The sequence below is a fragment of the Pelagicoccus enzymogenes genome, assembly GCF_014803405.1.
In the GTDB taxonomy this organism is placed as follows: Bacteria; Verrucomicrobiota; Verrucomicrobiia; order Opitutales; family Opitutaceae; genus Pelagicoccus; species Pelagicoccus enzymogenes.
Window position 1 is genome coordinate 1 of record NZ_JACYFG010000003.1, and the last position, 25824, is coordinate 25824.

Here is a 25824-nt window from a genome sequence, read left to right on the forward strand (position 1 = left end):
CCTTCAGCTCCCGTATCCAGTCCGCGACGACGGACCTCTCGGCGGAGAGCGGGAACTCCGCCCAGATTCCGTTTGGCAAGGCCACGCTCAAGCTCCCTTCGCCCCGTTCGGCTCCGTCGAGCTCGACGAACTGGACCGGCTTGGCCGACTCCGGGCCGAGCCAGCGCCTGAGCGTGGGATAGCTCACGTTCATCTCCTTGCAGAAGCGCGACGCGTTCATCCCGCTTTGGCGGAAGAGCTCCAAGAGCTCTTGCTTCTGTTCTGCAGTGTATCGTTTCCCTCGTTCGGTAGACATGAAGGAAAAATAGCGGATCGACAATCAAGCGTCTAGGGGGCGGAATTTGTACCGCTTACCGCGTCTTGTCCTCGTTGACCAATAGCTTGAGCTTGCACTCCACGTAGCGGCGGATCTCGGCCAAGGCCTCAAGGGCTCTGGCTTTCGATCTCGCCATCACGAGGAAGTCGTCCGCGTAGCGAACCGACGGCAGCCCCGTCCCCTCGATCATCCGATCGAGAGGATCCAGCATGATGTTGGCCAGCAAGGGCGACAAGGGGCCGCCTTGAGGAACCCCTTTCGGAGTCTTCTCGGTGGTCCCGTCCTCCAGCCTCACGCCCGCACGAAGGTATTTGCCGATCAAGCGCAGCACGCGCTTGTCGCGGACCTTCAGGCCGACGCGATGCATCAGCAGGTCGTGGTTTACGACGTCGAAGAAGCTCTTCAGGTCGCACTCCACTCCCCAGCCGTATCCATCCTTGCTGCATTGGCTTACCCGTTCGACGGCGGCGATCGCCCGGCGCCCCGTCCTGAACCCGTAGCTCCGGTCGCTGAAGTCCGCGTCGAAGACGGGACCCAGAACCTGGGCTAGGGCTTGCTGGATAACCCGGTCCAATACGGTGGGAACGCCCAAGGGGCGCTCCTCTCCGTTCGGCTTGGGTATCCAGACTCTTCTTACTGCAGCCGGAGCGTAGCGGCCTTCGCGGATCTGGTCCTTCAGACGCGGCATGTGCTCGCGGGCGAACGCGGGGAAGTCCTCGACCGACATTCCGTCGACGCCCGGAGCCCCCTTGTTCGATCGCACGCGCTTCCACGCCGCGTTCAGGTTGGATTCGCTCAAGACCTGCTCCAGCAGACCGTTCTGCGGAACTCCATTCTCCTCGGACTGCGTCGCATGATTGCTCATAGCCGCGTCCGGTCGTTTCCGCCTCCTAGGTTCGGTCCTTCGCCGCGGGTGAGCCATCCGGACACCTTCGCTGGACGGATCATCCGTCGGCAGCTACTCCCGGCTCGTTTCACGCGACTACTACGACCTCGGCTGACTCCTCGCCCCTCAATGCGTCCATCGCTGGACGAACCGCGATGTCTTGACGGTAGATCTAAACCGACACCGCGCGTGGACGAGGCCTCCCCGGGTAAGAGCACGCTGTTTCGATGCGCGACCTCGGGATTTACCTGCATGGCTGAACTGAGGGTTTCGCTGCGTTGTGCCAGCTCACCCGCCATACCGGCCTTATATCCCGTTTCTGTTCGTAGGCCCGCACCTTTGACGTAGGCTTCCTTCCCACGAAACCTCGCGATTCCGCAGTTGCCATAATCTAGTTCTTTCATAGGTATTTATGCAGTTCATGAACATGGGACTTTCACCCAATTACAACGTGCCCATGCCGGGCACACACAAGTCGGTGGTCACAATTCCGGCAGCTCCGCTGTCTCCATCGTGACACCTCGGCGATTGGGTAGAAAAGGATGAGAAGGCTACAGAATATCAAATATCTGACCTGCGTGGTAAGTGCACTTTGGACGCAATCACCGTGCCTCACTGCAAATAGCGAGTTTCAGGGCATCCTAGAGTACGACTACGTCCAACGCAACTTCCTTGGAGAAGAAAAGAAACGAACTCTGTTTTATATTAAACACCCCAAAATCAGACTAGAAGCAGAGTACCCAGAGGGTAAAACTTTTGTGCTACAGGTTGATTTGAACGAAGGAACAAAAGCTATAGCGTGGAAGGGGTTGTATAGTATCCAGTCAGGCGATTACACCGAAATTCAAGACCTCTTTTCTAAAAAGCTAGCGGAGCTTGAACTCGAAACGACCAACCAAATCGGAAAGTGTGTAATAAATTCAAGAGATGGATCTTTAACAGCAACGATTGAGTACGATGAAGCAACTCCTACTTCCTGCTTCCTCGAGTTTCATGATCTATTCCGAGCAATTACCCAGGAACACGACTTACCCCAAAACATTCCAAACTACGTCGAATACGTCTTTGGGAGCGATTCAGGCAAACTAACGCTAATTAGGATGGAAGAAAAAAAACTGGATGAGAGTGTATTCACTATGCCACGAGTACCAACTCCCATAGATGCAGATGAGGTTTTGCAAACAGTTCCGAGAAAATCAAAATGACCCAACAAGTCGTATCAGGCAACGAGCGCAAGCGCTCGCCGCCTGTACTCGGCGATGCAGAACAATGAAAACGATTGAGACAAACAGAACCATCTTGCGTTGGTTCAAACCTGACGACGTCGAAGGGGCTCTATCGTTCCTAGGAAATTCGGAAGTTATGCGTTTCTCGTTAAGCGGACCATACGACAGAAAGAAATGCCAAGAATTCGTCGATTGGTGCTTGGGACGGTATGAACTAAAAGGATACGGTCTATTCGCCGTCACGCTAAAAGAGACCAAGAAAATTATCGGCTACTGCGGATTCTACGACCAAAAAATAGATGGATGCGACGAGGTCGAGCTAGGCTATCGCCTTCACCCTGAATTTTGGAATAAAGGTTTAGGGACGGAAGTTGCTCTTTCCATACAGAATTATGGATTTCATGAGCTCGGCTTTCCTCGTCTGATATCGATCATCGAGTCTGAAAACAAGGCATCCATTCGAGTCGCAAAGAAGAATGGCATGAATCACGAGAAGGACTCGATGTTCAAGGATCAGGTCCCTGTTGAGATCTACTCCATAAAAAAAGAAGAGCATATCAAGTCGGTGCTCACAACTCCGAGGGGCGCGCCCCCCTCCGCGTGAGGCCTCGACGTTCTCTCAAAAAATGAAGAATTGACGTTTTAGCGCTATAACGCTAGCAATACCCCATGAAACGAGTAACCGTCTACTTCGAAGATGACCTGCACAAGGCATTGAAACTGAAAGCCGCCGAAGCTTCCTCATCGGTATCCGACTTGGTCAACCAAGCGATCAGGGAATCTTTGTCCGAAGATCTTGATGATCTCCAAGCGTTTAGGGATCGAGAAAGCGAACCGACCATGGATTTCGAGACTTTCCTGAAGAGCTTGAAGAGCGATGGCCGACTATAAGATCGAGATCAAAAGGTCGGCCGCAGAGGAACTAGAAAAGATCCAGAAGAAAGACAGAGATAGGATCATTGAGAAGATTCAGGCGTTGTCCGAAGATCCACGACCTCCTCAGTCCAAGAAGCTCTCAGGAGAGGAAAAGTACAGGATCAGACATGGTGACTATCGGGTCCTCTACCAAATCTACGATGAAGTGATCACCGTTGTAGTTGTAAGGGTAGCACATCGAAAAGAAGCATATAAAAGATAGAGAACAATAAAGGGACCTTTTAGTGTCCGGAATCTTTCGCAAAAAGGTAGCTGAGCCTTCAGGCAGTGGCGTATTCGTTTTTTCGTTATTGGTTAAAGGTATCTAATAGTCAGCACCTCTACTAATTTGCGAAACTTTTCGGACGTTATCTTTGACGCCATTTCTGATCGCAGACTCGCGAAGCGATTGAAACGTTACGAAACGGAGGAGCTTTGACAAAACGGGCATCCGGCAGAATCGACACGCATAAGCACTAGGAACCAGCTTCCGCTGTCTACGCGAAATGAAGTACATCGAATTCAGAGATTCAATACACCAAGAGTTGATTCGCTCCCAAAGTGGAAAGACATGGAAGGAGATAAAGGATACCTTGGATCTACCTTACGATCGGCCCTGTCCGGAATGGATTGCCCGAATGGAACTGGATATTGGACTGGAAAGAAAAGAGAGAAGAGGCAATGCGCTCGTCTGGAGCCTAGCCCACCTTTGATAGCAGATTATGTAAACCGGAAGTACGCCCGAAACGCAGTAAAATATGGATACCACACAAACACCACCCCCAGGAGGAGTCCTCATGTTCCTTCCGCTGATGATCTACACGGCAATCATCCTTGGAATGGTCATCTACCTTATAAACAAAAAGGGGAAAAGCATGATCCTGATACTGCCTGCCCTCATCCCATTCGTAAACGCCTTCGTCATGTTCTACCTGTTCGCCCAAACTAACAAAGACGTGCTGGAAGACCTAAGAAAGATAAAGGAACAGCTGGGCATTCAGTAGATCAGGATAACGCCCCATTCTTTCCTGCCCCGCACTCCAGCCAGCGCCGATCGCCGTAAGACAAATGCAAAACTGTCCTCACTGCAACGAGCCAGGATTGAGCGTTTCCAGAAAACTCACACTTGGCCCCGCGAACGCTGCGAACTGCGAAAACTGCGGCAAGAAAATAGGAGTGCCCTCAAGCGCTATTTGGTACTACCTTCCCTTCTTCATCGTTGCCTTCGCTAGCTGGCCGATGGATTCCATCGTCATCAAAGGGGTTGCCTGGCCCCTCGCCTTCATCGGGATTTGTTACGTTCAATTGAAACTACCTCTCGTGAAACGATAGCTCTCTACTGAAAAGCGGATACGATCTATCATCGCGAGGCAGTCTTTAAGCGCCTTCGAAATGACCACGCCTAAAACCTAAGCCTTGCTTCCAGAAAAACGCATGAATCACGTCACAACATCTCAATTCGAAGAGCAGATTGAATATATCCTCGACGCTCCTAAGCAAAGCGGAACGGTGAAGATGATCGTTGCCCGCCCCGCAACCAACGAGCGAAAAATCTTGGACTCCTGCCTGCTCTCGGCGAAGAGCGGCACCGATGGAGACCACTGGGCCAGAGGCTGCTGGAAGTCGCTGCCGGATGGATCGCCTCATCCCGATGTGCAAATCTCCGTAATGAACTATCGAGTGCTCCAGGTCATCGAACAGGACGAGGAGCGACGGGCCTTGGCAGGCGACAACCTTTGCGTCGACTTCGACCTCAGCGAGGAGAACCTGCAGCCGGGAGAGCGCTTGCGAATCGGCGCAGCGACCGTCGAGGTCACCAGCATCCCTCACAACGGATGCAAAAAGTTCGCGGAACGCTTCGGCTCCGAAGCCCTTGCCTACATCAACTCGGAAGAGGGAAAGAAGCTGCACCTACGAGGAATCTACGTGCGCGTCGTTGAGGACGGGCTCGTGCGCAAGCACGACACGATCGAAAAATGGTAGCCTCCGCTGATCTTCCAACTGTTATCGGACCGCAATAGATCTCGCAGCAAACGGACAGGAAGCGTCGAAACATGCACTCTACGGCCTACGAAAATTGGACCAACGACCGGCTCGCCCGCGCGGCGACCCACGAGCGCAAGCAATACGAGAAGGCAGCCATCGATCTCATCCGGAGCGAACTAGAAAAGCGAAAAATCAACAGTCAAATGCTCGCGGACTTCGAACGCTCAACTTCGAATCGCCCGCCGCACCGAACAAAGGGCACTTGGTTAATGCCTAGATTGCTGAACCGAAAACAGTTCTTTCTCAGGTGGTCATCTTGGCTGGTCGTTTTCACCGCGGGGATGATCGGGATAGTCTTGGCGCTACCGGACTCCCGCGAGCTGCGAGAAGAACTCTCCCTCTTTTTTCTGTTAATAGCTGTCCTATACAAGATCGGCTGCATCCACGTGCCTCGAGCCCGCAACGCCGGTCTCCACCCCTTGATGCTGCTGCTATTCTTGGTTCCCCTTGTGAACATTGGCTTGTACCTCTTTCTCTTTTTCGCGCCTCCCAAGAGATCAAGATGATATGCGAACGCTTGCCAAGATAGCGACCTCTACAAATGGCAGCACTCTCGTAGTTGTATTTTCACTACATCAAACCAACCCTGAAATAAGACACCCCTAATCCGAAAAATAAAGCCAAGCCTTGTTACCCTCGCCCTGATCCAATTTGCCGCCACCCACAGCTTCGCAAACACGCCTAACGACGTCTCCACGCCTAGCGCCGACGAAGCCCTGCCAAGCCCAAGCCCAAGCCCGAGGCAGAAGGTCAAGCTGCCGCCCAAGGAGGAAGATATCGAAACCTTCGTACTTAAGCCCGTTAAAGCGAAGGCCGAGACGGAGCATTTCGTCTTCGAACACGAACGGTACGAAAGCCTTCACGACCAGCCCTTCACCTGGAAAGACGGCGGCCTACTCTACGAGCATGTGGGAAAACGCGTTACAACGAAGCTAGGCTGGCAATACGATGCGCGAAATCGAGCGATCAGCCTCTTGAACGTTTCCTTCTAGCTCGCCCCTACGAATCCAGCCCCCAGCACCCCACTTCTCCCAAACTCCATGAACGAACTGCCACCCCTGCTTCGCGATCAACGCAAGGTTGACCAAGACCAACTCCGCCTCCTCGGTATCTTCCACTTGGTACTGGCAGGGCTGTCCCTCATCGGCCTGCTATTCATGTTGGCCCACTACCTCATCATGAACACCGTGATGTCCAATCCAGAGATGTGGACCAAGGCTGATACGAACAACAACCTGCCGCCACCCGAAGAATTCTTTGCCCTCTTCAAGTGGTTCTACCTTTTCTTCGGCGGCGCCATCGTAGTGGGCGGCGTTGGGAACCTCCTGTCCGGAATCTTCATCAAGAAGCGAAAAAACAGAACCTTCTCGCTGGTCGTCGGCGCCCTCAACGTCCTTCAGTTCCCTTTCGGTACAGCCCTTGGAATCTTCACCTTCATCCTGCTGCTTCGGGACTCCGTCCGCGAACTCTATGAAACGCGAGGAGCCGCCAAACCCTCGACCGAACCCCTATAGAGAGATCCTGCCAAAATGTTCGAATCCATGCTTTTCCCTCTCGTCGGTATCCTCTTGTGATCAGCCTTGCTCTTCAAACTAGCAAAGCACAAGGGAGATTCCCTCTCGGTTTCCGAGCTTAGCGAAAAGATGAAGCAAAGAGCGCAGGACTGGGAACTGTCTTCGCCTGGGCTTCAAGTAGTCCTCCTCGCCGCCCAACAAGCGGGGCTGATCCACATCTCGGAGGGATCCATTAAAATTAACAAGCAGAAGTCCTGTCTCCTTTCGATCTAGCTACCTTGACTCTCGATCAAGCCGGAGCCACAAGTACTGGCTCCCACTCCAACGCTTCCAAAGATGGCTGGTCACCGCATTTTCACTACAAGCTTTTCTAGCGTCTACCCACACTACGTTGCCAAAGCGGAGAGAAAAAGCCGCAGCAAAGAGGAAGTGGACGAAATTATCCGTTGGCTGACCGGCTACAGCCAGAAGCAGTTGGAAGCCATCCTTGAGAACGGCACCGACTTCCAAACCTTCTTCGACCTAGCTCCCGCCCTCAACCCCTTGAGGGAGGCGATTAAAGGCACCATTTGCGGGGTACGCATCGAAGCGATCGAAGACCCGACCATGCGAGAAATCCGCTACCTCGACAAGCTTGTCGACGAGCTGGCCAAGGGGCGGCCCATGTCGAAAATTCTACGCAGCTGAAGCCGTCCCCGCCAGTACTCCGAACGGGGACAGGAAAAGCCATAAAGCCTAAGCCAAACCGCAGCGCGCGAGCAATGCTTGCGGGTCCGGGTCGCGGCCCATGAAGTCTTTGAAGAGCTTGGCCGGATCCTCGGAGTTGCCCTTGGAAAGAATGCAATCGCGGAAGGCGCGTCCGGTTTCCTCGTTGAAGATCCCTTCCTTCTCGAAGCGCGTAAACGCGTCCGCGTCGAGCACCTCCGCCCACTTGTAGGAGTAGTACCCAGCGGCGTAGCCGACCGGGCTCGAGAAGAGGTGGCCAAAGCGGCGAACCATGCTCTTGGGCGTTGTCTTGAGCTTGGCCAAGTAGCCCGAGATCGCTTCGCGGATCTTCCCATCCAAATCGCCCTCGTAGTAGTTTTCTGGATTCACGTGCAGCTCAAGGTCCATCTTGCCGAGGCTAAGCTGTCGCATCGTGAAGGACGCGCTCTGGAAATTGCGAGCTGCCACCATCTTGTCGAACAGGTCCTGCGGGATGGGCTCGCCGGTTTCGTAGTGACGGGCAAACTGGTTTAGGCTCTCGCGATTCCAACACCAGTTCTCCATGATCTGCGAGGGCAGCTCTACGAAGTCCCAAGCCACGTTCACCCCATTGAGCGACTTGATGTCGACCTGCCCCAAGAGGTGGTGCAAGAGGTGCCCAAATTCGTGAAACACGGTCTCGACCTCGTTGTGCAAGAGCAAGGCTGGCTTACCGTCGACCGGCTCCGTCATATTGCCCGTGATCAATCCCACATGCGGCGAACGGCTGCCGTCCGCCTGCGGAGCGCCTGTATCCAAATAGTTCATCCAAGCGCCGCCGCGCTTTTCTTCGCGCGGGTGCCAGTCCGCGTAAAAGTAGCCGAGCAACTCCCCTCCCGCATCGTAAAGATCGTAGAGCTTTACATCAGGATGCCAGCTATTCTCTGGTCCTTCGTGATTTTGTATCCGCAAACCGAATATACGCTCCGCGATGCGGAACATCCCATCCAGCACCCCGTCGATCGGGAAATAAGGACGCAGGGCCTCGTCGTCGAAGTCGTACTTCTCCAAACGCAGCTTCTCGGACCAGTAGCTAACGTCCCAAGGCTCCAGATGGTCCTTGGCTTGTCCCGTCTTTTCGGCAACGAAGGCTTCGAGCTCGTCGAACTCAGCCTCGAAGGCTTCCTTACACTTGCGGTAGAGATCGTCGGTAAACGAAAGGGCGGAGTCGCCGGACTTCGCCATGCGACGCTGCAGCACTTGGTCCGCGAAGTTCTTCTTGCCGAGCAGTTCCGCCTTTTCTTGGCGCAGCTTCAGGATTTCTCGAATCAGCTCCGTATTGTCCCACTTGTCCTTGAAGCCGATCTTGGCCGCCTCCTGGTGAATCGTCTTACGCAGCTCCGCATCGTCCGCGTACTTCAGAACCGGGAAAAAGGAGGGAGCTTGTAGTGTAAATCTCCATACAGGCTTTTCGTCGGTGCCATGCCCCTTGGACTTGGCGCTCTGGCGAGCGGCCGCTTTGGCGGAATCGGGCAAGCCAGCGAGGCGGCTCTCGTCGTCGATGAGCAGCTCGTAGGCGTTGGTGGAGTCGAGCACGTTGTCGGAAAAGCTCTTGGTCTTTTGGGCGAGCTCCTGGTTCAGGGCCTCCAAGCGCGTTTTCTTCTCCTGGGGCAAGTCGGCGCCAGCTTGCTTGAAGTCTGCAAGGGTTTCATCGAAGTAACGCTTCTGAATTCCGGTGAGCTGAGCGGCTTCGGGCTTTTCCGCGAAGCTTTTCAAGGCAGACCAAAGCGCCGCGTTGAGCGGGATGCGGGAGGAGTATTCGGTCACCTTCGGCAGCATGGCTCGATGGGCCTCCCGCAGGGCTTCGCTGTCCTTGACCGATGTCAAGTGATCCACCCGCCCCCAAGCTCGGCTCAAGGTCTCGCCGGCCGACTCGAGGGCCAAAAAGGTGTTTTCGAACGTCGCCTCTTCCGGAGCTACCGCGCAAATCGCGTCGATCTCCGCTTGCGCTTCGGCAAGGGCAGCTTCGATGTCTGCGGCGATTTTGTCGGGAGTCAGGGTCGACCAGTCGACCAGTTTGGCGGGGCTGTGAAAAGGGTGGGTGTTTGAATTCATGTGGCCTGCACGCTACGAATCGCCTCTGCCAATTCAACCGCGAAGCGCCGATTTGTAGGAAGCGACCTTGTGTCGCGATTCCTAGGACACCACTCTGTGCCCTTCGCTGAACCAAGACTAGCGCCGCGCCCTGCCATTACCACTATGCCGCATCTGAAGCGTATCCACTGCCCCACTCCAAGCGACGATTCCGCCTTCCCTTTCTCGCTACCTTTCGTGGCAAGCCTCGTGGAACGGGAAATCACCTCCAGCATCCTCTTCCTCGTCGGCGAGAACGGCAGCGGCAAGTCCAGCTTGCTCGAGTCCATCGCCATCGCCTCCAAACGGATTAGCGTGGGCGACTCCGCCCTCGACCAAGACCCCACCCTCGCGGAAATCCGCCCTCTCGCCCAATCGCTCCGCCTCGGCTGGAGCAAGCGCACCGGCAAGGGCTTTTTCCTGCGGGCCGAGGACTTCTTCAACTTCATCCGCCGCAACAAGGAGATGGAAAAAACCTTCGACGGCTATATCGAGCACTTCAAGGACGACGCTCGCGTGCGCGGCTACATGGAGGGCAACAAGCGAGCCATCAACGCTCGCTACGGCCGCGACCTCAACGACTTCTCCCACGGCGAAGGCTTCCTCGAGTTCGCCAAATCGCGCGTCCACCCTGGCGGACTTTACCTGATCGACGAACCAGAGGCCGCCCTCTCCCCGCAGCGCCAGCTGGCCTTCGCCCTCTTCATTTTCGAGATGGCCCAGCAAGGCTGCCAATTCATCATCGCCAGCCACTCCCCCATCATCCTCAGCGTCCCGCAGGCCGAGATCTGGAGGTTCGACGAGTTCGGCTTGGAAACGGTTTCCTACGAGCAGCTCGAGCACGTTTCCTTCACCCGGAATTTCCTGCAAGCTCCCGAACGCTACTGGCGGCAGCTTACCCAAGAGGACTGAGCTCGAAACCACCCGCCAGCGCCCTCGCTCCCCCAAAAGGGGGATCCGGCAACAAGAAGCTGCTATTCAACGATTAAAACAGGAAACCATCGCTTCTTTAACTGATACAGCAGAGCCTGCCCAGCGAATGATTGACCGTCGTAATTTTGGACAATACACCTCTCAGCTTCCCCTGATTCTGATTCATATAATCCCGTAAAAGTATGCTACTCCTCGAAGTAACTCTCTTCATCGTCGCCGTGGTCGGCGTCATCGCCCTCGGTATTTGGAAAAGCCGTACGCCCGAGCACGAAGGCGGCAGCAACGCCAGCGACTACTTCCTGGCCGGTCGCGGGCTTACCTGGTGGCTGGTCGGCTTCTCGCTGATCGCCGCCAACATCTCCACCGAGCAATTCGTGGGCATGTCCGGTTCCTCGGCCAACTGGCTGGGCATGGCCATCGCCTCCTACGAGTGGATGGCCGCCCTCACCTTGGTGGTGGTGGCGTTCTGGTTCCTTCCCAAGTTCCTCAAGGCAGGCCTCTACACCATTCCCGAATTCCTGGAGTACCGCTTCGACGGGGTAGCCCGCTTGGCCATGGCCATCCCCGCGATCGTCACCCTCGTTTTCGTAACCACCTCCTCGGTTATCTTCTCCGGAGCCAAGTTCGTCTCCGAGTACTACAACGACGTACCCGTCATCAATAGCTTGACCGCCATGTGCTGGCTCATCGCTGCCTTCGCAGCGGTCTACGTCTTTATCGGCGGCCTGAAGGCTTGCGCCTGGACCGACCTCGTCTGGGGCGTGGCCCTGGTGCTCGGCGGCGTGGTCGTCATGGTCTTCGCCTTCAACCTGCTCGAGCAGAAGCCCGCTGAGGAGCTCATCCTCACCAAGGTGCAAAACTCCGAGGCCACCGTGGCCGACTTGGAAGGAGCCGGAGGCTGGGAGCGCTTCATGCTGCTCAACGACGGGGTCGACGGCGAGGCTGTCGCCCAAAACGGGCCCAACGGCTCGGGCGGCAAGGTGCACATGATCCGCCCCAAGGAGGACACCGACATCCCATGGACCGCTCTCCTGATCGGACTTTGGATCCCCAACTTTTTCTATTGGGGCCTCAACCAGTACATCGTGCAGCGAACCCTCGGCTCGAAGTCCCTGGCGGAAGGCCAAAAGGGTATCGTGTTCGCCGCCTTCCTGAAACTGATCATCCCCTTCGTGGTGGTGATTCCCGGCATCCTCGCCTTTAACCTCTTCAGCGGCGACCTGCACGAATCCGCCGCGGAACGCAACCTGCGCAACGTGGAGGCCGCCAGCGAGCAGGTCGTCTTCGAAGTGGACGAGTCCTTCGTGGACTTGCAGCCGGATCTGGCTGCGAAGGTCTTCGCCCGCAACGCCTCCCTCGCCGGCGAAATGGCAGCCCTTCCCTCCAGCCTCGGCTCCCAGGAGTTGGCAGCCAGCATCAACTCCCTCGCAGCCAAGGCCGCCGCAGCGGACCCACTCGTGGAGACCGCCAACAAGCTGGTCGGCTACGACTACGATTCCGCCTTCCCGGTGCTGGTGCGCAATCTGGTGCGGCCCTACCCATGGATCTCCTGGTTCGTGCTCGCGGCCCTCTGCGGCGCCGTGATCAGCTCCCTGGCTTCCATGCTCAACTCCGCCTCCACCATCGCCACCATGGACCTGTACTCCAAGTTCACCGGGCAAAACGATCCGGAAAAGCTGGTCAAGGTCGGGCGATTCTTCGTGGTGGCCTTCGTAATCCTCGCTGGCTTCGTCGCTCCCAAGCTGGACAACTTCGGCAGCATCTTCGCCTACATCCAAGAGTTCCAAGGCTTCATTTCGCCGGGCATTTTGGCCGTTTTCATCTTCGGCTTCTTCTCCCCCCGCACCCCTCGCTACTTCGGAGCGGTGGGCATCGGGACCAACGTGGTGGCCTACGCGTCCTTCAAGTGGCTGATCGGCCCGTGGATGGTCAGCAACGGCTGGTGGTACGCCGACTCCATGGCCTTCCTCGACCGCATGGCCATCTGCTTCTTCATCGTGATCGCCGTAGGCGCTATCCTTACCCTAGCGAGCCCCTTGAAGCAAAAGGTAGTGATGCCGGAAAACAAGGAGATCGCCCTCGAGACCTCTCCGATAGCGAAGTTCTGGGGCGGCGTGGTAGTCGCCGCTACCATCGCCCTTTACGTCGTCTTCTGGTAAGGAGCGGCCCGGCCCTTTGCCTCCTTTTCGAGAGCCCAGTTCCCCGAGGACTGGGCTCTTTTCATGCCTATCTCCCTAGACTCGCAGGGCGATTTTACTCGCTCGCCCTTGCAGGGCCCCTTTTCTTGGACACTGTCCAACGAGTCGCATCGTACGCATGTCCAGTAAACCGAACGAAAAGATCAATCTAGAGCTGCTCATCGAGCACGCAGCGAGCCTTCCGACCTCTCCTCGGATCTACACTCGGCTGAACCAACTCCTCAACAACGAGGACGCCTCGCTCGACTACATTTCCTCACTGGTAAAGATGGACCCCGGCCTCGCCGCCCAAGTGCTGCGCGTCACCAACAGCGCCGCCTACGCCGGCACCATCAAGGTCAACGAAATCGGCACCGCCATCAGCCGCATCGGCTTCAACGAACTGCGAAGCATCCTCAAGATGGTGGTGGAAAAGGAAGCCTTCTACCAGGCCCTCCCCGTCTACGGCGAAACCGCGACCGCCTTCGCCGACCGCTCCTTGGAAGTGGCAATCATCTCGGAGGTCATCGCCAACCGGGCGGGCTTCGAAACCAACGCTCCCTACATCACGGGCTTGCTCCACCAAGTCGGAAAGCTCGCCATCAACCTCTACCTCGAGCGCATCGAAAAAGCCTTCGATATCACCGAACACCTCGAGGAACGCCCCTTGATCGAGGTGGAGCAGGAACTTCTCGGACTCAGCCACTACCGCGTCGGCGCCGAAGTGCTCAACAACTGGAAGTTCGAAACGACAATCTGGCAACCCATCAAGAACCAGAACAGCCCCCTGCACGCCCACTCCCACCTGCGGGAGACCAGCATCCTTTCCCTCGCCATCTGGTTCGCCGACCAGCTAGGCGGCTACGACCCCGACGCCACCACCCCAGAGCACATCAAGCGTGCCTGCAAGGAACTCGGCCTCGACGCTCTCGATCTTACTTCACTGCTCGACGATTCACGCTTCGAGATCAATGATCGCAAGAACCAACTCGCGATGCTCCTCTAAACCGCCTCGCACTTCCCAACTCCGTTACCCTAGCCCTCGCGCACCCAAAAAATCGATACGCCGCGCTCGCCTCCAAAAAGCGAGACGAGCCATCGCATGTACATGCCTGTGCGTATCCCTCTCCGCGTCGCAGGAAATCGAATACCGTACCCTACCCGAACTCATCGACGCAGGTAGCCAAGCCCTCGTTCGCGGCGACTTCCATCATGCCGCGCATGCCTTCAATTCCATTCGCCACAACTACGCTGCAGAACCGATTTGGCTCGAAGGAGAACTCCCCGCCAAAATCCTCCCCCTTGCCGGCTTCGCCTCCCATAAGGCCAACTTGCAGAGCGAGGCCATCGTCGCCCTCGAAAGCTACCTAGAAAACTACGCGGCCGAGCAAGACTCCCAAATCTTCGCCCGCTACACACTTGCTTCCAGCTTGCTCCTGAACGAGCAAACCGCGGAGGCACGCCAAGCCTTCGCGGAACTGAGAAAGCTGGCAGGCAAATCGCCCTTCCGCGATCTGGCCTCCCTGCGCGAAGCTCAACTCTCCGAGCCGACCAGAGCGATCGAAATCCTGCAAGAAGTCGTCGCCGCGCCCAACTCGCAGCGACTCGCGACCTACGCCCGTCTTCGCCTCATCCAACTTCAACTTGAAAGCGAAAACGTCGAGGAAGCGCGCATCCACCTTCTCAATACAACTTGGCCCGAGACCTCCATGCCGGAGCTTGCCACCCTCACCTTTCTGGCAACCCAAGTAGCCGACCAGCTTATCGACGAAAACCCAAGCGAAGCTCTGGAGGCCTACCGCCTCGTGTCACCAAAAGCATTGCTGATTGACGCCCAGGAACGCCGCATCAATCAGCTACAAGAAAGGTACCGAAATCTCGCCCCCGCCCTCCGTACCGAGCAAAGCATGTGGAGCGAGCAATTCCGCCAATCCATTCAGCAACTCCAGTTCCAGTTGGAAACGCTTCGGGACTCCCCCGACTACGGTCCTGGCATCGACCTGCGCAAAGCTCGCTGCTTCGCTCGCTTGAACCGCCCTCTCGAAGCATGGATCCTTCTTCAGCCAATCGCCATCAGCCAAAACCCGCTCGCTCGCGAGGCACACCTGGAGTGGATCTCCAACGCCCGGTCCATGCGAGCCTGGAACCAGGCGGCCCGGATTGCCCAATCCTTCTTGAGCGCGTATCCAGAAGACAAAGACATCCCCCAAATACTGCTCTGGATCGCCCTCTCGCAAATCGAGCAAGAGAATTACTCAGAAGCCATACAGTCCCTGCGAGCCCTCGTCGAAAGGGAGCCAGCTCCCGACATCGCAGCAGCCGCCCACTACTACCAAGGCTACTGCTATTTCAGGCTCAAGGACTCCCTCCTCGCGATAGCCGCTTTCCAAGAGTGCCAAGGTGCCGCGCCCGACACCCCTGTAGCCCAGCAAGCGCTGATCTGGACCGGTATTTGCCACTTCACTACAAACCAACTCGAAAAAGCCATCGCCAGCTTCGTCGCAATTCAACAGAACCCGCAGGCCCGCTTCCTCCATCCCGAAGCCCTTTTCCGGGAAGCAACCTGCTACTTCGCCCTCGGCGAGCTCGAGCGAGCCTACACGCTCTCCGAAACTTGGCTGGAAAACTACAAGCTGCACCCTCGCGAGGCCGACCTCTATTTTCTGCAAGGAGATATCTTGTCCGAGCAAAACAAGGTTGACGCAGCCATCGCTGCCTACGCGGCCGTCGAGACCGACGACGCCGAGCTCGAGTTCCTCGCTCTCGAAAAACGCTGCGAGCTACTCCTGTACACGAACCGAAACGAGCAAGCTCGCCGCCTCCTTACAGCATACCGCAGTAAACAAGCAGTCTCTCCCCTGCACATCGGTGCCTACACCCAACTTCTCGCCCAATGCCTTCCTATCCACGTTGCTCAAGAGGAACTCGCCAAGGCTGTAAACAATTACGGAAACAATCCACAGGCCAAAGGAATCGTTGAGCTGATACATCAACTCGAGTCCCCGCCAGAACTTCCCGAAGCGCCGAGCCCTCTTGCCAGTCGCATCCTCGTAGCCGCCATACACGCCCACCGAGCTGCAGGAGAGCAGACCCCCGCCAAACTCAAAGCCCTCCAGCTCGCATCCCGCTTCAAAATCGAAGACCTGCCGCCTGAGGCCCTCGCCGAGGCAGGCTTCGCCTTGAACGAAATAGAGTCCCTCGAAGCGCCCCCATACTTTTTCAGGATCCTTCAAACATATCCAGAATCCTACTACACGAGCAAAGCCCTCCTAGGACTTGCCCAGCACCACAGAAACCGAAGCTCTTTCCAGGAAGCTCTCGCCTACCTGCTGCAAGTTCCCGAAGACGACATCGATACCCTCTCCCTGAAACTCGATCTCGAAACAATGCTCGAGCAACACCTCAGTGCAGAAAAAACAGCGAGCGCTATCCTCATCGACCCACAAGCAAAACCAAGCCACAAGGCAAAAGCCCTGCAAGCCCTCGGCCATGTGGCCCAGCAAAACGGCAGAAACCAGGAAGCGTACGCCTACTATCAAAGAATCTTCACGCTCTACAGGGGCGAAACCGACCAAGTCGCGGAAGCCTACTTGAAATGTATCCAAATTTTGGAATCAGACAAACGCTTCGAGGACGCCCAGCAAGTCGCATCCGAGTTCCTCGCCCAAAACGATATGCAAAAGCACCCAAGCTACCAGGATGTGCAAGACCGGTTTGAGCGAACCGCAGTCGAGCTTCCCGCCACAGCGAAACCAGCTGCCCTATGACCAAGTTGCTTTTCACTTTACTGGCGTTTCCCGCAGTTGCGCTTGCCGACACCGTTACCCTCTCCACCGGAGAAGCGATCGAAGGCGAACTCCTCGACCTACAAGCGAGCTTCGTGATGTTGCGACTTCCAGATACCGAGGGCGAAGCCATAAGACGCCTCGGACCCGACCGCATCGAGTCGCTCTCGTTTTCCGATCCGCAAGCCTCACTGGAATCTCAAGCGCTCAAAAGAGCCAAGTTCATCTCGCTCCTATCCCTTGAAGACGCTCGCCTGCTCCCTCGCTACCTGTCGCAGCTTCTGGACGCAGGAGATGCTCTTTCAGCCCTTTCCTACGCCAAGCTTTGGCACCCGAAAAACCGCCATCCCAGCTTGGATTCGCATTATCGAGTGACTCTCGTGCGAAGCGCGGCCGCTGCCGGCCTCTCCGACGAAGCCCTCGTCCACGCCCAACGATGGCTGGCCCTCTCCCCTCCTCCCGTCGACCATCCCCTGCCTTGGCAGATACAAGCCCAACACCAACTGGAAAAGGGAGACTTCGAGGCCGCCCTTTGGACCAGCCTCACTCCCCTTGCCCACGCACAGCATCGTTCGAGCAGCGACCTTGCAGCCCTCAGAGCCATCGCCTCTCAAGCATATCAGAACCTTGGATACGCCGAACACTCTTTAGCCTACCAATCCGATTTTCCCCGACCCACACAGCCCTTCCATTTCGATCCACTCCACCCGCCTCAATAATCCCGCCCCCAAAAAAAAGGACCCAACTCCCACTCCCTATGAAAAAGCGTACCCTAGCCCCACTCTCCTTCTTGCTCGCAACGACTCACCTTCACGCCGAGGGTCCAGAGAGCAGCTCCTCGCTCTGGTCCATGATTCAACAAGGCGGTTGGGCCATGTACCCGCTAGCCGCATGCTCGCTCGCCCTCATCTACATCGCTATTCACTGCTACCGAGAAACGCGCCCCAAGAACTTTGCCCCGCCAAGCCTCCTCAATGACCTCCGCACCGCTTTCGAAACAGGAAACGTCCCAAGCGCCCAGCAACTCGCGCTAGGATCTCAAACGACCCTCGGCCGAGCCCTCACCAGCGCCCTACCTAAACTCAAGTCAGCCAGTTCCCCGAGCGAACTCGAATCTTTCGAGACCGAGATGGGCGCCGCGCTCTCCTCCGAAGAGAGCTCCATAGCCCAATGGATACACTACCTCAGCGTCGTGGCGAACGTATCCCCGATGATTGGCTTGCTGGGCACCGTAAGCGGCATGATCGGAGGTTTCCAAACCATGGCGACCGGCGGCATGGGCAGGCCCGAGCTTTTCGCCGGCGATATCGGCGAGGCGCTCATAACCACCGCAACAGGACTCTGCATCGGAATCCCTGCCATGATCGCCCACTCCGTTTTCAACAACCGCCTGCAAAACGCCATCACGGAAACCACCCGACAAACAAACGCCCTCATCGACAGCCTTCCGCCGGAAATGCAAGGCCGAGAAAAGCAGGTCCACACCGCTTGAAAAACGTCAGGCGCGGGAATCGATCCCCCGACCGAGCAGCGCTCACTCGCGTTCGCTCCGACTCTATAAGAGGAACTTACCTTCGGTCGCATCAGGACGTATCTTTTGATATAACGCTGACGGCCCATTGCGTACTGTCAGATTTCGATTTAATTGTCCAACGGTGCGATACCCCCAATAATTTTCAGCGGCGCCGAAGGATGAAAATCGCAGGTTTCATTCCACTCGGCGGTTCCCCGTTTGTTACACACCCAACCATCTGTCTTTAGATATCTGTATTTTACGTTTGGTCCGCCTTTTAGACGGCTGCGGCTAGCGAGAATCACGACTGCGAGCGAACGACTCGATTAGAGCAAACTTCCGCGCACCCGTGTACCCAAATTGCACGTGTCGCCACCTTCATACCTCCCCTCCAAGGGAGGAGCGGTGTCTCTTTGTGTCCATAATTCCACTACAAACACCCTTTCATCACAACACCTAGATATGAAAAACCAATATCAAACCCAAAATTCCCAAGCGAAATGGCTGCTAGCCCTTGCGCTTACCGTCGGAGCGGCAAGCCTCCAGGGACAAGACGAGTCTGAAGAAATCTTCGAGCTCTCCCCCTTCGAGGTGTCCGCCTCCAAGGACGACATCGGCTATCGCCAACAAAACACCCTCGCAGGCTCCCGCCTCAACACCAACGTAGCTGACCTCGCTGCCTCGATCTCCGTAATCACCAAGCAGCAGATGGAGGACACCGCTTCCCTCGACGTGAACGACCTGTTCCGCTACGAAGCCAGCACTGAAGGGTCCGGCACCTACACGCCTTCAGTCCAGTCGCTGCGTAACGACGGCGTGGTCGACGTCAACGCCGGCTACACCCACGGCGGCGACGGGCAACCACAAACCAACGCGATCGCTAACCGTGTGCGCGGTATCGGCATCCCCGACGCTTCGATCAACTTCTACCGCGCCATCCGCAACGTCCCGCTCGACACCTACAACGTTCAGTCAGTCGAAGTAAGCCGCGGCCCGAGCTCTATGCTCTTCGGCATCGGCAGCCCCGCTGGCTTCGTCAACCAAAGCCGCTCCAGCGCGGTGCTCGACACCAAGTCGACCTCCGTGAAGTTCCGCTTTGACCAAAACGGATCCAAGCGTTTCAGCGTATCCACGAACCAACCCCTACTCGAGGACAAGCTCGCCCTCTTCTTTGCCGCCCTCCACGACGACAAGGAGTTCGAACGCAAGCCGTCCTACGACGACACCCGTCGCGAATACGTCGCCCTGACCTACAAGCCATTCGGCGACACCCGCATCAAGGCCAGCTTCGAAAGCTTCCGCAACAAGAACAACCGTCCCAATACCCTCACGCCGCGCGACTACGTCTCCGAGTGGGTAGAAGCCGGTCGCCCCGCTTACGATCCCAGCAGCCAAACCGTCAGAATCCTCGACACCAACCAAGTCGTTGGCCCCTTCGTCGGCCGTAGCGACTCTCCCTACATCGACGACGTACGGGCCTACATCATGGCCCAGCCTGGCTACGATGCCAGCAAGTGGAACAGCGCCCAAACCACCTACAATGGCGTCAGTATCTCAGGTGGCCAAGCCCTCACCAACCCCGACTCGGCGCTCTACGTGCCTGGTCTCGGCATCGCCAACGGCCGTCCTACCATGCAGGTGGCCAACAGCCAAGTCGTCAACTGGTTCCAAGCCGCTCCCGGCCAGTACCGCGCCGGTTGGGGCACCGCTACCAATCCAGCGGCGAACCAAAGCCTCATCCCATCCGTCGCTAGCATTCAGTCGGACTTGGATACCGCGGCCGCTTACAACCAGTTCTGGACCACTTCGGCCAACTACTCGCAAACCGGCGGCGACATCGGCAGCTACCGCTACCCGGGCGTAACCGACACTTCCATTTACGACTACACTTCGGTCAACATCCTCTCCATGAACTTCGGCGAGGACGAAAACGAAACCTATAACCTCGAGCTCGAACAAAAGATCACGGACGACCTCTTCCTCACCGCAGGGTTCTTCCGCCAAGACTTCGACTCGCTCGCCAGCTACACCGTTTCGCAGCTGAACGTCGCCACTCTCTTTGTCGACACCAACCTTACGCTGCCCACCGGAGCGCCAAACCCCTACTTTGGCCTTCCCTACGTGGAAGACTTCGATCCGGATCGCTTCGTCAATCGCATCACCAGCGACCAATACCGCGCCGCTCTCGCCTACACGCCTGACTTCACCGAGCGCGACGGCTGGGCCAAGTGGCTCGGTCGCCACCAGTTCCTCGCCTACGGCTCAAAGGAGGAAGTATCCAGAGACTTCATACGCCAACGTTTGAACTTCACCGGCGGCGACGAAGTTGCCAACGGCACCATCCGCTACCTCGCCAACGAGAACAACAACGCGGACGGCACCCCAACCGGCTGGAGAAACGAAGGCGGCAGCACCCGTCGCACGTATTACCTCGCCCAACCCGGCGATCCCTACGGCACCGTGACCAGCACTGCGGGAGCCATCGACTACACGCAGTACACCGGTCCCCTCACCGCCTACAACTTCGGTAACGAGTCATGGGAAAACATCTCCATGACCCACACCTTCAAGGACCACTCCGCCTCGACCAACCGTTCGCAGACAGAGATCACCTCCTACAACCTCGGCGGCACCAGCTACCTCTGGGACGATCGCATCATCGCGACCTATGGCTTCCGCAACGACGTAGCTAAGAACCGCTTCTCGTCGCCCAACCAAATCTCAGACCTCGACGGCAATGTTCTCTACGAGTCCATGACCAATCCAGAGCGCTGGATCAACGGCGTCTACCAGACGGAAACCGTTTTCCAACGCCTCTCCGCGTGGAGCGAGGAAGAAGCCGACACCGCCACCACAGGCGTCGTCGTGAAGCCGCTCAGCAACTTCCGCAAGTTCCAGGACAAGGCCCGCGAAGGGAACCTGTTCTACGAGTTCATCGACACCTTGGGCTTCAGCTACAACAGGTCCGACACCTTCAATCCGCCGACCACTACCAACATCGACGTGTTCGGCACCATCCTTCCCCTTCCTGAAGGAGAAGGTAAGGACTACGGTATCCAGTTCTCCCTTTTCGAGAACAAGCTCTTCGCTCGCATCAGCAAGTACGAGTCGACCAACGACAACGAGCGTACCAACGGCGGTACACCTCTTAGCCGCTTGAACAGCAATTTGGATACAAACACATTCCGCGCGTGGGCTCGCACCATCGCCCTCATCAACGCGGGTCACGACCCCCGTCTCGACGGCTTTGGCGAAGATCTCACCCCAGCCGAAGAGGACTCCATCCAAGCGGCAACCAGCGTAATCTGGGGCCAAGACTATCGCTACTACGAGCAACTCCCCGGATCCATCGCGGCAACCCGTTCCGCCAAGGCTGAAGGCACCGAGCTACAGCTCACCTACAATCCAACCCGCAACTGGAACATCAAGCTGACCGGCGCCAAATCCGAAACACGCTACTACAACGTGCTGAAGGAGTACGACGCATGGCTCGCCCACCGCTACCCCGTCTGGGAATCCGCGAGAGCAGCCGACTACTTGCTGCCACAGTACCAAAACCTCGTGACCTACTCGACTCCAGGGAACGATCCCGAGGCGGAACCAAACGTCAACCTGACCAACTTCCTGCAGAGCTACGGCTACGCGACTCAGATCCGCATCACCGATGCGGACCCGATCAACACTGCCCTCGACTACTTCAATGCGGTCGTGGTGCCGCAAGCCTCGCTCGCGAAGGACCTCGACGGTCAAGTGTCTCCCGGCCAAAGCAAGTACTCCGCGTCGTTGATCACCAACTACAAGTTCCTCGGCGACAAGCTCAAGGGAGTAGCAGTCGGCGGCAGCATGCGTTGGAAGGACAAGTCGATCATGGGCTACTACGGCAAGTCGAGCGGAGCCATCTCCCCCGACTACCTCGACATTTCGGACACCACACGTCCGATCTTCACGCCTGCCGAAACCTACTACGATCTCTGGGCCTCATACTCCCGCAAGATCATGAAGGACGAAGTCAACATGAAGATTCAACTCAACATCGTCAACGCCTTCGAAGACGGCGGCCTGCAGACCGTCGGCGTCAACTACGACGGTTCGCCCAACGCCTACCGTATCGTCGATCCACGCCAGTTCATCCTGAACGTCTCCTTCGACATGTAATCGCTTTCCAGTAGTAGGCCGGAGAAATCCGGACTGGATGCAAAGGAAACGCCTCGGCCAAAAGCTGAGGCGTTTTTGTTTTTCACCCCCATTCCGCAGGAGCATGCTCGTCACGCGATTCCCAAGCCAAACGAAAACACTTCACTTTTCCCCCATCACCCTTTCTCTCCCAGCACATGCGAATCTCCGGAGGAAAAGCCCGTGGCGTTACCCTGCGCGTCGACCAGAAAGCGGTGCACCGCCCTGCCATGGACAAGCTCCGCCAAGGCATTTTCTCCAGCGCCGCGGCCTGGGTGGAAAACCAACGCGCCCTCGACCTCTTCGCCGGCACCGGCTCCTACGGCCTCGAAGCCCTCAGTCGCGGCGCCGCCCACTGCACCTTCGTCGAGCTCAACGCCCGCGCCACCGCCATGATAAAGGCCAACGCTGACATCGTAGCCAAAAGCATGCAGGAAAAACTGGATACGCAAATCCTCGCCAGCGACGCCACCAAGTTCCAGCTCCCCGCCGGAGCCGCCCCTTTCGACCTCATCTTCGTCGACCCGCCCTACGACCAGCTCGAGCAGCTCACCCCCAAGCTCTTCCCCGTCTTCGACCAATGCCTCGCCCACGACGGACTCGTCGTCTTCGAGGCCCCTGGAAACTTCGAACCCGCCGCCGAAGGCTGGACCCTCAAAAAGCGCCTCGGCAAAGGCATCGACCAACCCACCGCCTGCCTCCTCCGCCGCGCCTAGGAGCGACCTTGGTCGCGATCCCGCACCTAAGCCAATCCAAGGTGGATCGGCCGCTCCGCGGGCGATTTCCCAACCTACATCCAGCTTCCCCATTCCCCTTCTTGACCCCACCCCCAACCCGCGCCAATTTAACTCCCGCGGGTCTCCGCAAAACGCCCACCCAAGCAACATACGTCTTTTGCCCCAAGAAAGCCGAGCGTCCCAAACGGGTCGCCCAACCCTCCACCCTAAAAAGACGCTATGAGCTATCCTCCAGAACGCATCCGCAACTTCGCCCTCGTCGGCCACCAATCCGCCGGCAAAACCTCCCTCGCCGAGGCCATGCTGGCCTGCGCCGGAGCCATTCCCCGCATGGGCACCACCCAGGCCGGCAACACGGTGAGCGACTACCACGCCACCGAAAAGGAACGGCAAATCTCCGTACACGCCTCCCTCCTCCACTGCGACTGGCAAGGCACCAAGTACAACATCATCGACACCCCGGGCTACCTCGACTTTATCTCCGAAGGACTCGGGGCTCTTCGTGTAGGGGACTTTGCCATGGTCGTCGTCAACGCCAACTCCGGCCCCGAGATCGGCACCGACCAAGTCTGGGACTACGCCAACCAGTTCCAGCTCCCCAAGCTCATCGTCGTCAACGGCATCGACAAGGAAAACGTCGACTTCGACCGCGTGCTCGACGAGCTGCGCGAACACTACGGTCGCAAGGTCTTCCCCATGACCCTGCCCATCGACCCCGGCCCCGGTTGCCGCCGTATCCTCGACGTGCTGCGTTCCGAAGAAGTCGACTACGCTACCGACGGCTCCGGCGAGTACACCGAAACGCCCGCCGAAGGACCCTGGAAAGACCGCGTCCGCCGCCTGCACGCCGAACTGATCGAGCTGGTCGCCGAAGCCGACGACACCCTCATGGAAGAGTTCTTCGACCAAGGCGACCTCACCGAGGAACAGCTCCGCTCCGGCGTGCACGCCGCCATCCAAGCCGAAACCTTCATCCCCGTCTTCGCCACCTCCGCCACCACCGACGTCGGAGTAGCACGACTCATGGACCTCATCTCCAAGTACGGCTCCTCCCCGCTCGACCGCAAGGTCGTGCCCGCCATCGACGAGGAAGGCCACCGCGGCGACATCGCTCTTAGCGATGCCTCTCCCGCCTGCTACATTTGGAAAACCATTTCCGAACCCCACGTGGGCGAGCTCTCATTCTGCCGCATGTACTCCGGCTCCATCCGCCCCAACATGGAGCTCTTTAACCCCTTCCACGGCACCACCGAAAAGATCGGCCAAATCTTCACCCTGCAAGGGCACGAACGCCAAGCCATCCAAGAGATCGGTCCCGGCGATATCGGCGTCATGGCCAAGCTCAAAGACACCCACACCGGCAACACCCTCACCAGTCCCGACCGCAAAGTTCGCCTCCCCGCTGTCGCGTATCCAAAACCCAATATACACGGCACCCTCGTCGCGCTGCACAAAGGCGACGAAGACAAGCTCGCTGCCGGCCTCGCCACCCTGCACGAAGAAGATCCGACCTTCCTTTTTGGATACAATGCCGAAACCCACGAACTCGTTGTCTCCGGCCAAGGCGAGCTTCACCTCGAAGTCCTCAAGAGCCGCCTCGCCCGCCGCTTCAACGTAGAGGTCGACATCGTCGAACCCCGCGTTCCCTTCCGCGAAACCATCCAAGCCCCCGCCGAAGCCAAGTACCGCCACAAGAAGCAGTCCGGAGGAGCCGGCCAATTCGCCGAGGTCTGGCTGCGCATCCGTCCCACCGAACCGGGCGGCGGCATCGAGTTCGGACACTCCCTCACTGGCAACAACGTCGACCGCGTCTTCGTCCCCTCCGTCGAAAAAGGCGTGCGGGCCGCCTGCGAGGCCGGCATCCACGCCGGCTACCCCGTGACCGACGTGGCCGTCGATTTCTACGACGGCAAGATGCACACCGTCGACTCCAAGGACATCGCTTTCCAAACCGCCGGCCGCGAAGCCTTCACCGAAGCCTTCAAAAACGCTCGCCCTCACCTGCTCGAGCCCATCCTCTCCATCGAAGTCAAAGTGCCCGAGCAATACCTCGGCGACGTGATGAGCGACCTCTCCGCCCGCCGCGGCCACATCCACGGCATCGAAGGCGAAACCAAGTACCGCACCATCAAAGCGGAGGTCCCCCAAATGGAGATGTACCGCTACGCCACCACCTTGCGATCCCTCACCGGCGGCGTCGGCCTGCACAGCGAAGCCTTCGCCCGCTACGATCCCCTTCCACCCAACCTAGAATCCCGCGTCCTCAAACAACCCGAATTCGCCAACGCGTAGGAGCGACCTTGGTCGCGATCCTCCCAACCCGATCCGTGGGAAGCGACCTCGCGTCGCGATAGCCCACGCAGAAATCGCGGCACAAGGCCGCTTCCCATAAACCTTCGAGCTTAGCTTACCCATGAAAGACACCGTCGTATCCATACATCCCTACTTCAAAGTCCACCCCGAGAGCCACGACGACTTCAAGGCCCTCTTGCCGCAGTTCATCGAGCGAACCAAAAAAGAGGCCGACTGCCTCTACTACAGCTTTACCCAACACGAGGACATCATCCACTGCCGCGAGGGCTACAAAAACGCGGAGGCCCTGCTCGCGCACACCAACAGCGTAGGCGAGCTCATCGAAAAAGCCCTCACCATAGCCGAGCTGCTCCGCCTGGAAATCCACGGCCCTGCCGACGAGTTAGCCAAGCTCAAGGAACCGCTCGCCGCCCTCCCCATCGACTACTACGTGCTCGAAACCGGTTTCCGTAACTGAACTGGAGGGACGGCTT

The 25824-nt window shown here is 57.6% G+C and carries 24 protein-coding genes; 21 read left to right on the plus strand and 3 right to left on the minus strand.

The annotated features are described in order from the left end of the window. Together tnpA and ltrA are read right to left on the minus strand one after the other, a co-directional pair. Positions 1-295 (minus strand): IS66 family insertion sequence element accessory protein TnpA (gene tnpA / locus IEN85_RS01805; RefSeq protein ID WP_191615361.1); only part of this gene is annotated, 295 nt, incomplete at its 3' end. Between the two features lie 55 nt (positions 296-350). Further along, positions 351-1181, minus strand: a complete 831-nt coding sequence (gene ltrA, locus IEN85_RS01810; RefSeq protein WP_191615363.1) for a group II intron reverse transcriptase/maturase — start codon at positions 1179-1181, stop codon at positions 351-353. Between the two features lie 563 nt (positions 1182-1744). Here ltrA and IEN85_RS01815 point away from each other — a divergent pair. The 11 genes from IEN85_RS01815 to IEN85_RS01865 all read left to right on the plus strand — a co-directional run bounded on the left by IEN85_RS01815 (position 1745) and on the right by IEN85_RS01865 (position 7590). Beyond that, positions 1745-2407: a hypothetical protein gene (locus tag IEN85_RS01815; RefSeq protein ID WP_191615364.1), complete on the plus strand. Its 663-nt coding sequence runs from the start codon at positions 1745-1747 to the stop codon at positions 2405-2407. 64 nt (positions 2408-2471) lie between these two features. After that, positions 2472-3032 carry a GNAT family N-acetyltransferase gene (locus IEN85_RS01820; RefSeq protein ID WP_191615365.1) on the plus strand — a complete coding sequence of 187 codons (561 nt, stop codon included), beginning with the start codon at positions 2472-2474 and terminating at the stop codon, positions 3030-3032. Positions 3033-3097: 65 nt separating this feature from the next. Next, on the plus strand, positions 3098-3319 hold the full coding sequence (locus IEN85_RS01825; RefSeq protein WP_191615366.1) for a ribbon-helix-helix domain-containing protein: 222 nt from the start codon (positions 3098-3100) through the stop codon (positions 3317-3319). After that, positions 3306-3566 carry a type II toxin-antitoxin system RelE family toxin gene (locus IEN85_RS01830; RefSeq protein ID WP_191615367.1) on the plus strand — a complete coding sequence of 87 codons (261 nt, stop codon included), beginning with the start codon at positions 3306-3308 and terminating at the stop codon, positions 3564-3566. The genes IEN85_RS01825 and IEN85_RS01830 overlap by 14 nt, the downstream gene beginning before the upstream one ends. A 283-nt stretch (positions 3567-3849) precedes the next feature. Next, the gene (locus IEN85_RS01835) at positions 3850-4056 is read left to right on the plus strand and encodes a hypothetical protein (RefSeq protein WP_191615368.1); all 207 of its coding nucleotides are present in this window, start codon (positions 3850-3852) and stop codon (positions 4054-4056) included. Between the two features lie 84 nt (positions 4057-4140). Then, entirely contained in the window at positions 4141-4347 is a 207-nt protein-coding gene (locus tag IEN85_RS01840) for a hypothetical protein (protein WP_191615369.1), read from the plus strand. Between the two features lie 64 nt (positions 4348-4411). Next, a complete protein-coding gene (locus IEN85_RS01845) occupies positions 4412-4675 on the plus strand; it encodes a hypothetical protein (RefSeq protein ID WP_191615370.1) in 264 nt (87 codons plus the stop codon). A 102-nt stretch (positions 4676-4777) separates the two neighbouring features. Next, the gene (locus IEN85_RS01850; protein ID WP_191615372.1) at positions 4778-5326 is read left to right on the plus strand and encodes an MOSC domain-containing protein; all 549 of its coding nucleotides are present in this window, start codon (positions 4778-4780) and stop codon (positions 5324-5326) included. A gap of 71 nt (positions 5327-5397) precedes the next feature. Further along, positions 5398-5895, plus strand: coding sequence for a hypothetical protein (locus tag IEN85_RS01855; RefSeq protein WP_191615373.1), 498 nt, complete (start codon positions 5398-5400; stop codon positions 5893-5895). A 534-nt stretch (positions 5896-6429) separates the two neighbouring features. Continuing rightward, positions 6430-6903 (plus strand): hypothetical protein, encoded by a 474-nt coding sequence (locus IEN85_RS01860; RefSeq protein ID WP_191615374.1) that lies wholly within the window; start codon positions 6430-6432, stop codon positions 6901-6903. Positions 6904-7239: 336 nt separating this feature from the next. After that, positions 7240-7590, plus strand: coding sequence for a DUF2200 domain-containing protein (locus IEN85_RS01865; RefSeq protein ID WP_191615375.1), 351 nt, complete (start codon positions 7240-7242; stop codon positions 7588-7590). 48 nt (positions 7591-7638) lie between these two features. Here IEN85_RS01865 and IEN85_RS01870 read toward each other — a convergent pair whose 3' ends face one another. After that, a complete protein-coding gene (locus tag IEN85_RS01870) occupies positions 7639-9702 on the minus strand; it encodes a M3 family metallopeptidase (protein WP_191615376.1) in 2064 nt (687 codons plus the stop codon). A gap of 144 nt (positions 9703-9846) precedes the next feature. Here IEN85_RS01870 and IEN85_RS01875 point away from each other — a divergent pair, with 144 nt between their 5' ends. The 10 genes from IEN85_RS01875 (at position 9847) to IEN85_RS01925 (ending at position 25808) form a co-directional block, all read left to right on the plus strand. Then, on the plus strand, positions 9847-10632 hold the full coding sequence (locus IEN85_RS01875; RefSeq protein ID WP_224772399.1) for an AAA family ATPase: 786 nt from the start codon (positions 9847-9849) through the stop codon (positions 10630-10632). Between the two features lie 203 nt (positions 10633-10835). Then, the gene (locus tag IEN85_RS24300; RefSeq protein WP_224772400.1) at positions 10836-12812 is read left to right on the plus strand and encodes a sodium:solute symporter family transporter; all 1977 of its coding nucleotides are present in this window, start codon (positions 10836-10838) and stop codon (positions 12810-12812) included. 157 nt (positions 12813-12969) lie between these two features. Continuing rightward, a complete protein-coding gene (locus IEN85_RS01890; RefSeq protein ID WP_191615377.1) occupies positions 12970-13836 on the plus strand; it encodes an HDOD domain-containing protein in 867 nt (288 codons plus the stop codon). Continuing rightward, entirely contained in the window at positions 13802-16597 is a 2796-nt protein-coding gene (locus IEN85_RS01895) for a tetratricopeptide repeat protein (RefSeq protein ID WP_191615378.1), read from the plus strand. The genes IEN85_RS01890 and IEN85_RS01895 overlap by 35 nt, the downstream gene beginning before the upstream one ends. Further along, positions 16594-17334 carry a hypothetical protein gene (locus IEN85_RS01900; protein ID WP_191615379.1) on the plus strand — a complete coding sequence of 247 codons (741 nt, stop codon included), beginning with the start codon at positions 16594-16596 and terminating at the stop codon, positions 17332-17334. Before IEN85_RS01895 ends, IEN85_RS01900 begins: the two co-directional genes overlap by 4 nt. A gap of 38 nt (positions 17335-17372) precedes the next feature. Next, positions 17373-18107, plus strand: a complete 735-nt coding sequence (locus IEN85_RS01905; RefSeq protein ID WP_191615380.1) for a MotA/TolQ/ExbB proton channel family protein — start codon at positions 17373-17375, stop codon at positions 18105-18107. Positions 18108-18590: 483 nt separating this feature from the next. Further along, entirely contained in the window at positions 18591-22283 is a 3693-nt protein-coding gene (locus tag IEN85_RS01910; RefSeq protein ID WP_191615381.1) for a TonB-dependent receptor plug domain-containing protein, read from the plus strand. Between the two features lie 176 nt (positions 22284-22459). Beyond that, entirely contained in the window at positions 22460-23017 is a 558-nt protein-coding gene (locus tag IEN85_RS01915; protein ID WP_191615382.1) for an RsmD family RNA methyltransferase, read from the plus strand. Positions 23018-23257: 240 nt separating this feature from the next. Continuing rightward, complete coding sequence (gene fusA, locus IEN85_RS01920) at positions 23258-25330, plus strand: elongation factor G (RefSeq protein WP_191615383.1); 2073 nt, start codon at positions 23258-23260, stop codon at positions 25328-25330. Positions 25331-25451: 121 nt separating this feature from the next. Continuing rightward, positions 25452-25808 carry a putative quinol monooxygenase gene (locus IEN85_RS01925; protein ID WP_191615384.1) on the plus strand — a complete coding sequence of 119 codons (357 nt, stop codon included), beginning with the start codon at positions 25452-25454 and terminating at the stop codon, positions 25806-25808. Positions 25809-25824 lie beyond the last annotated feature (16 nt).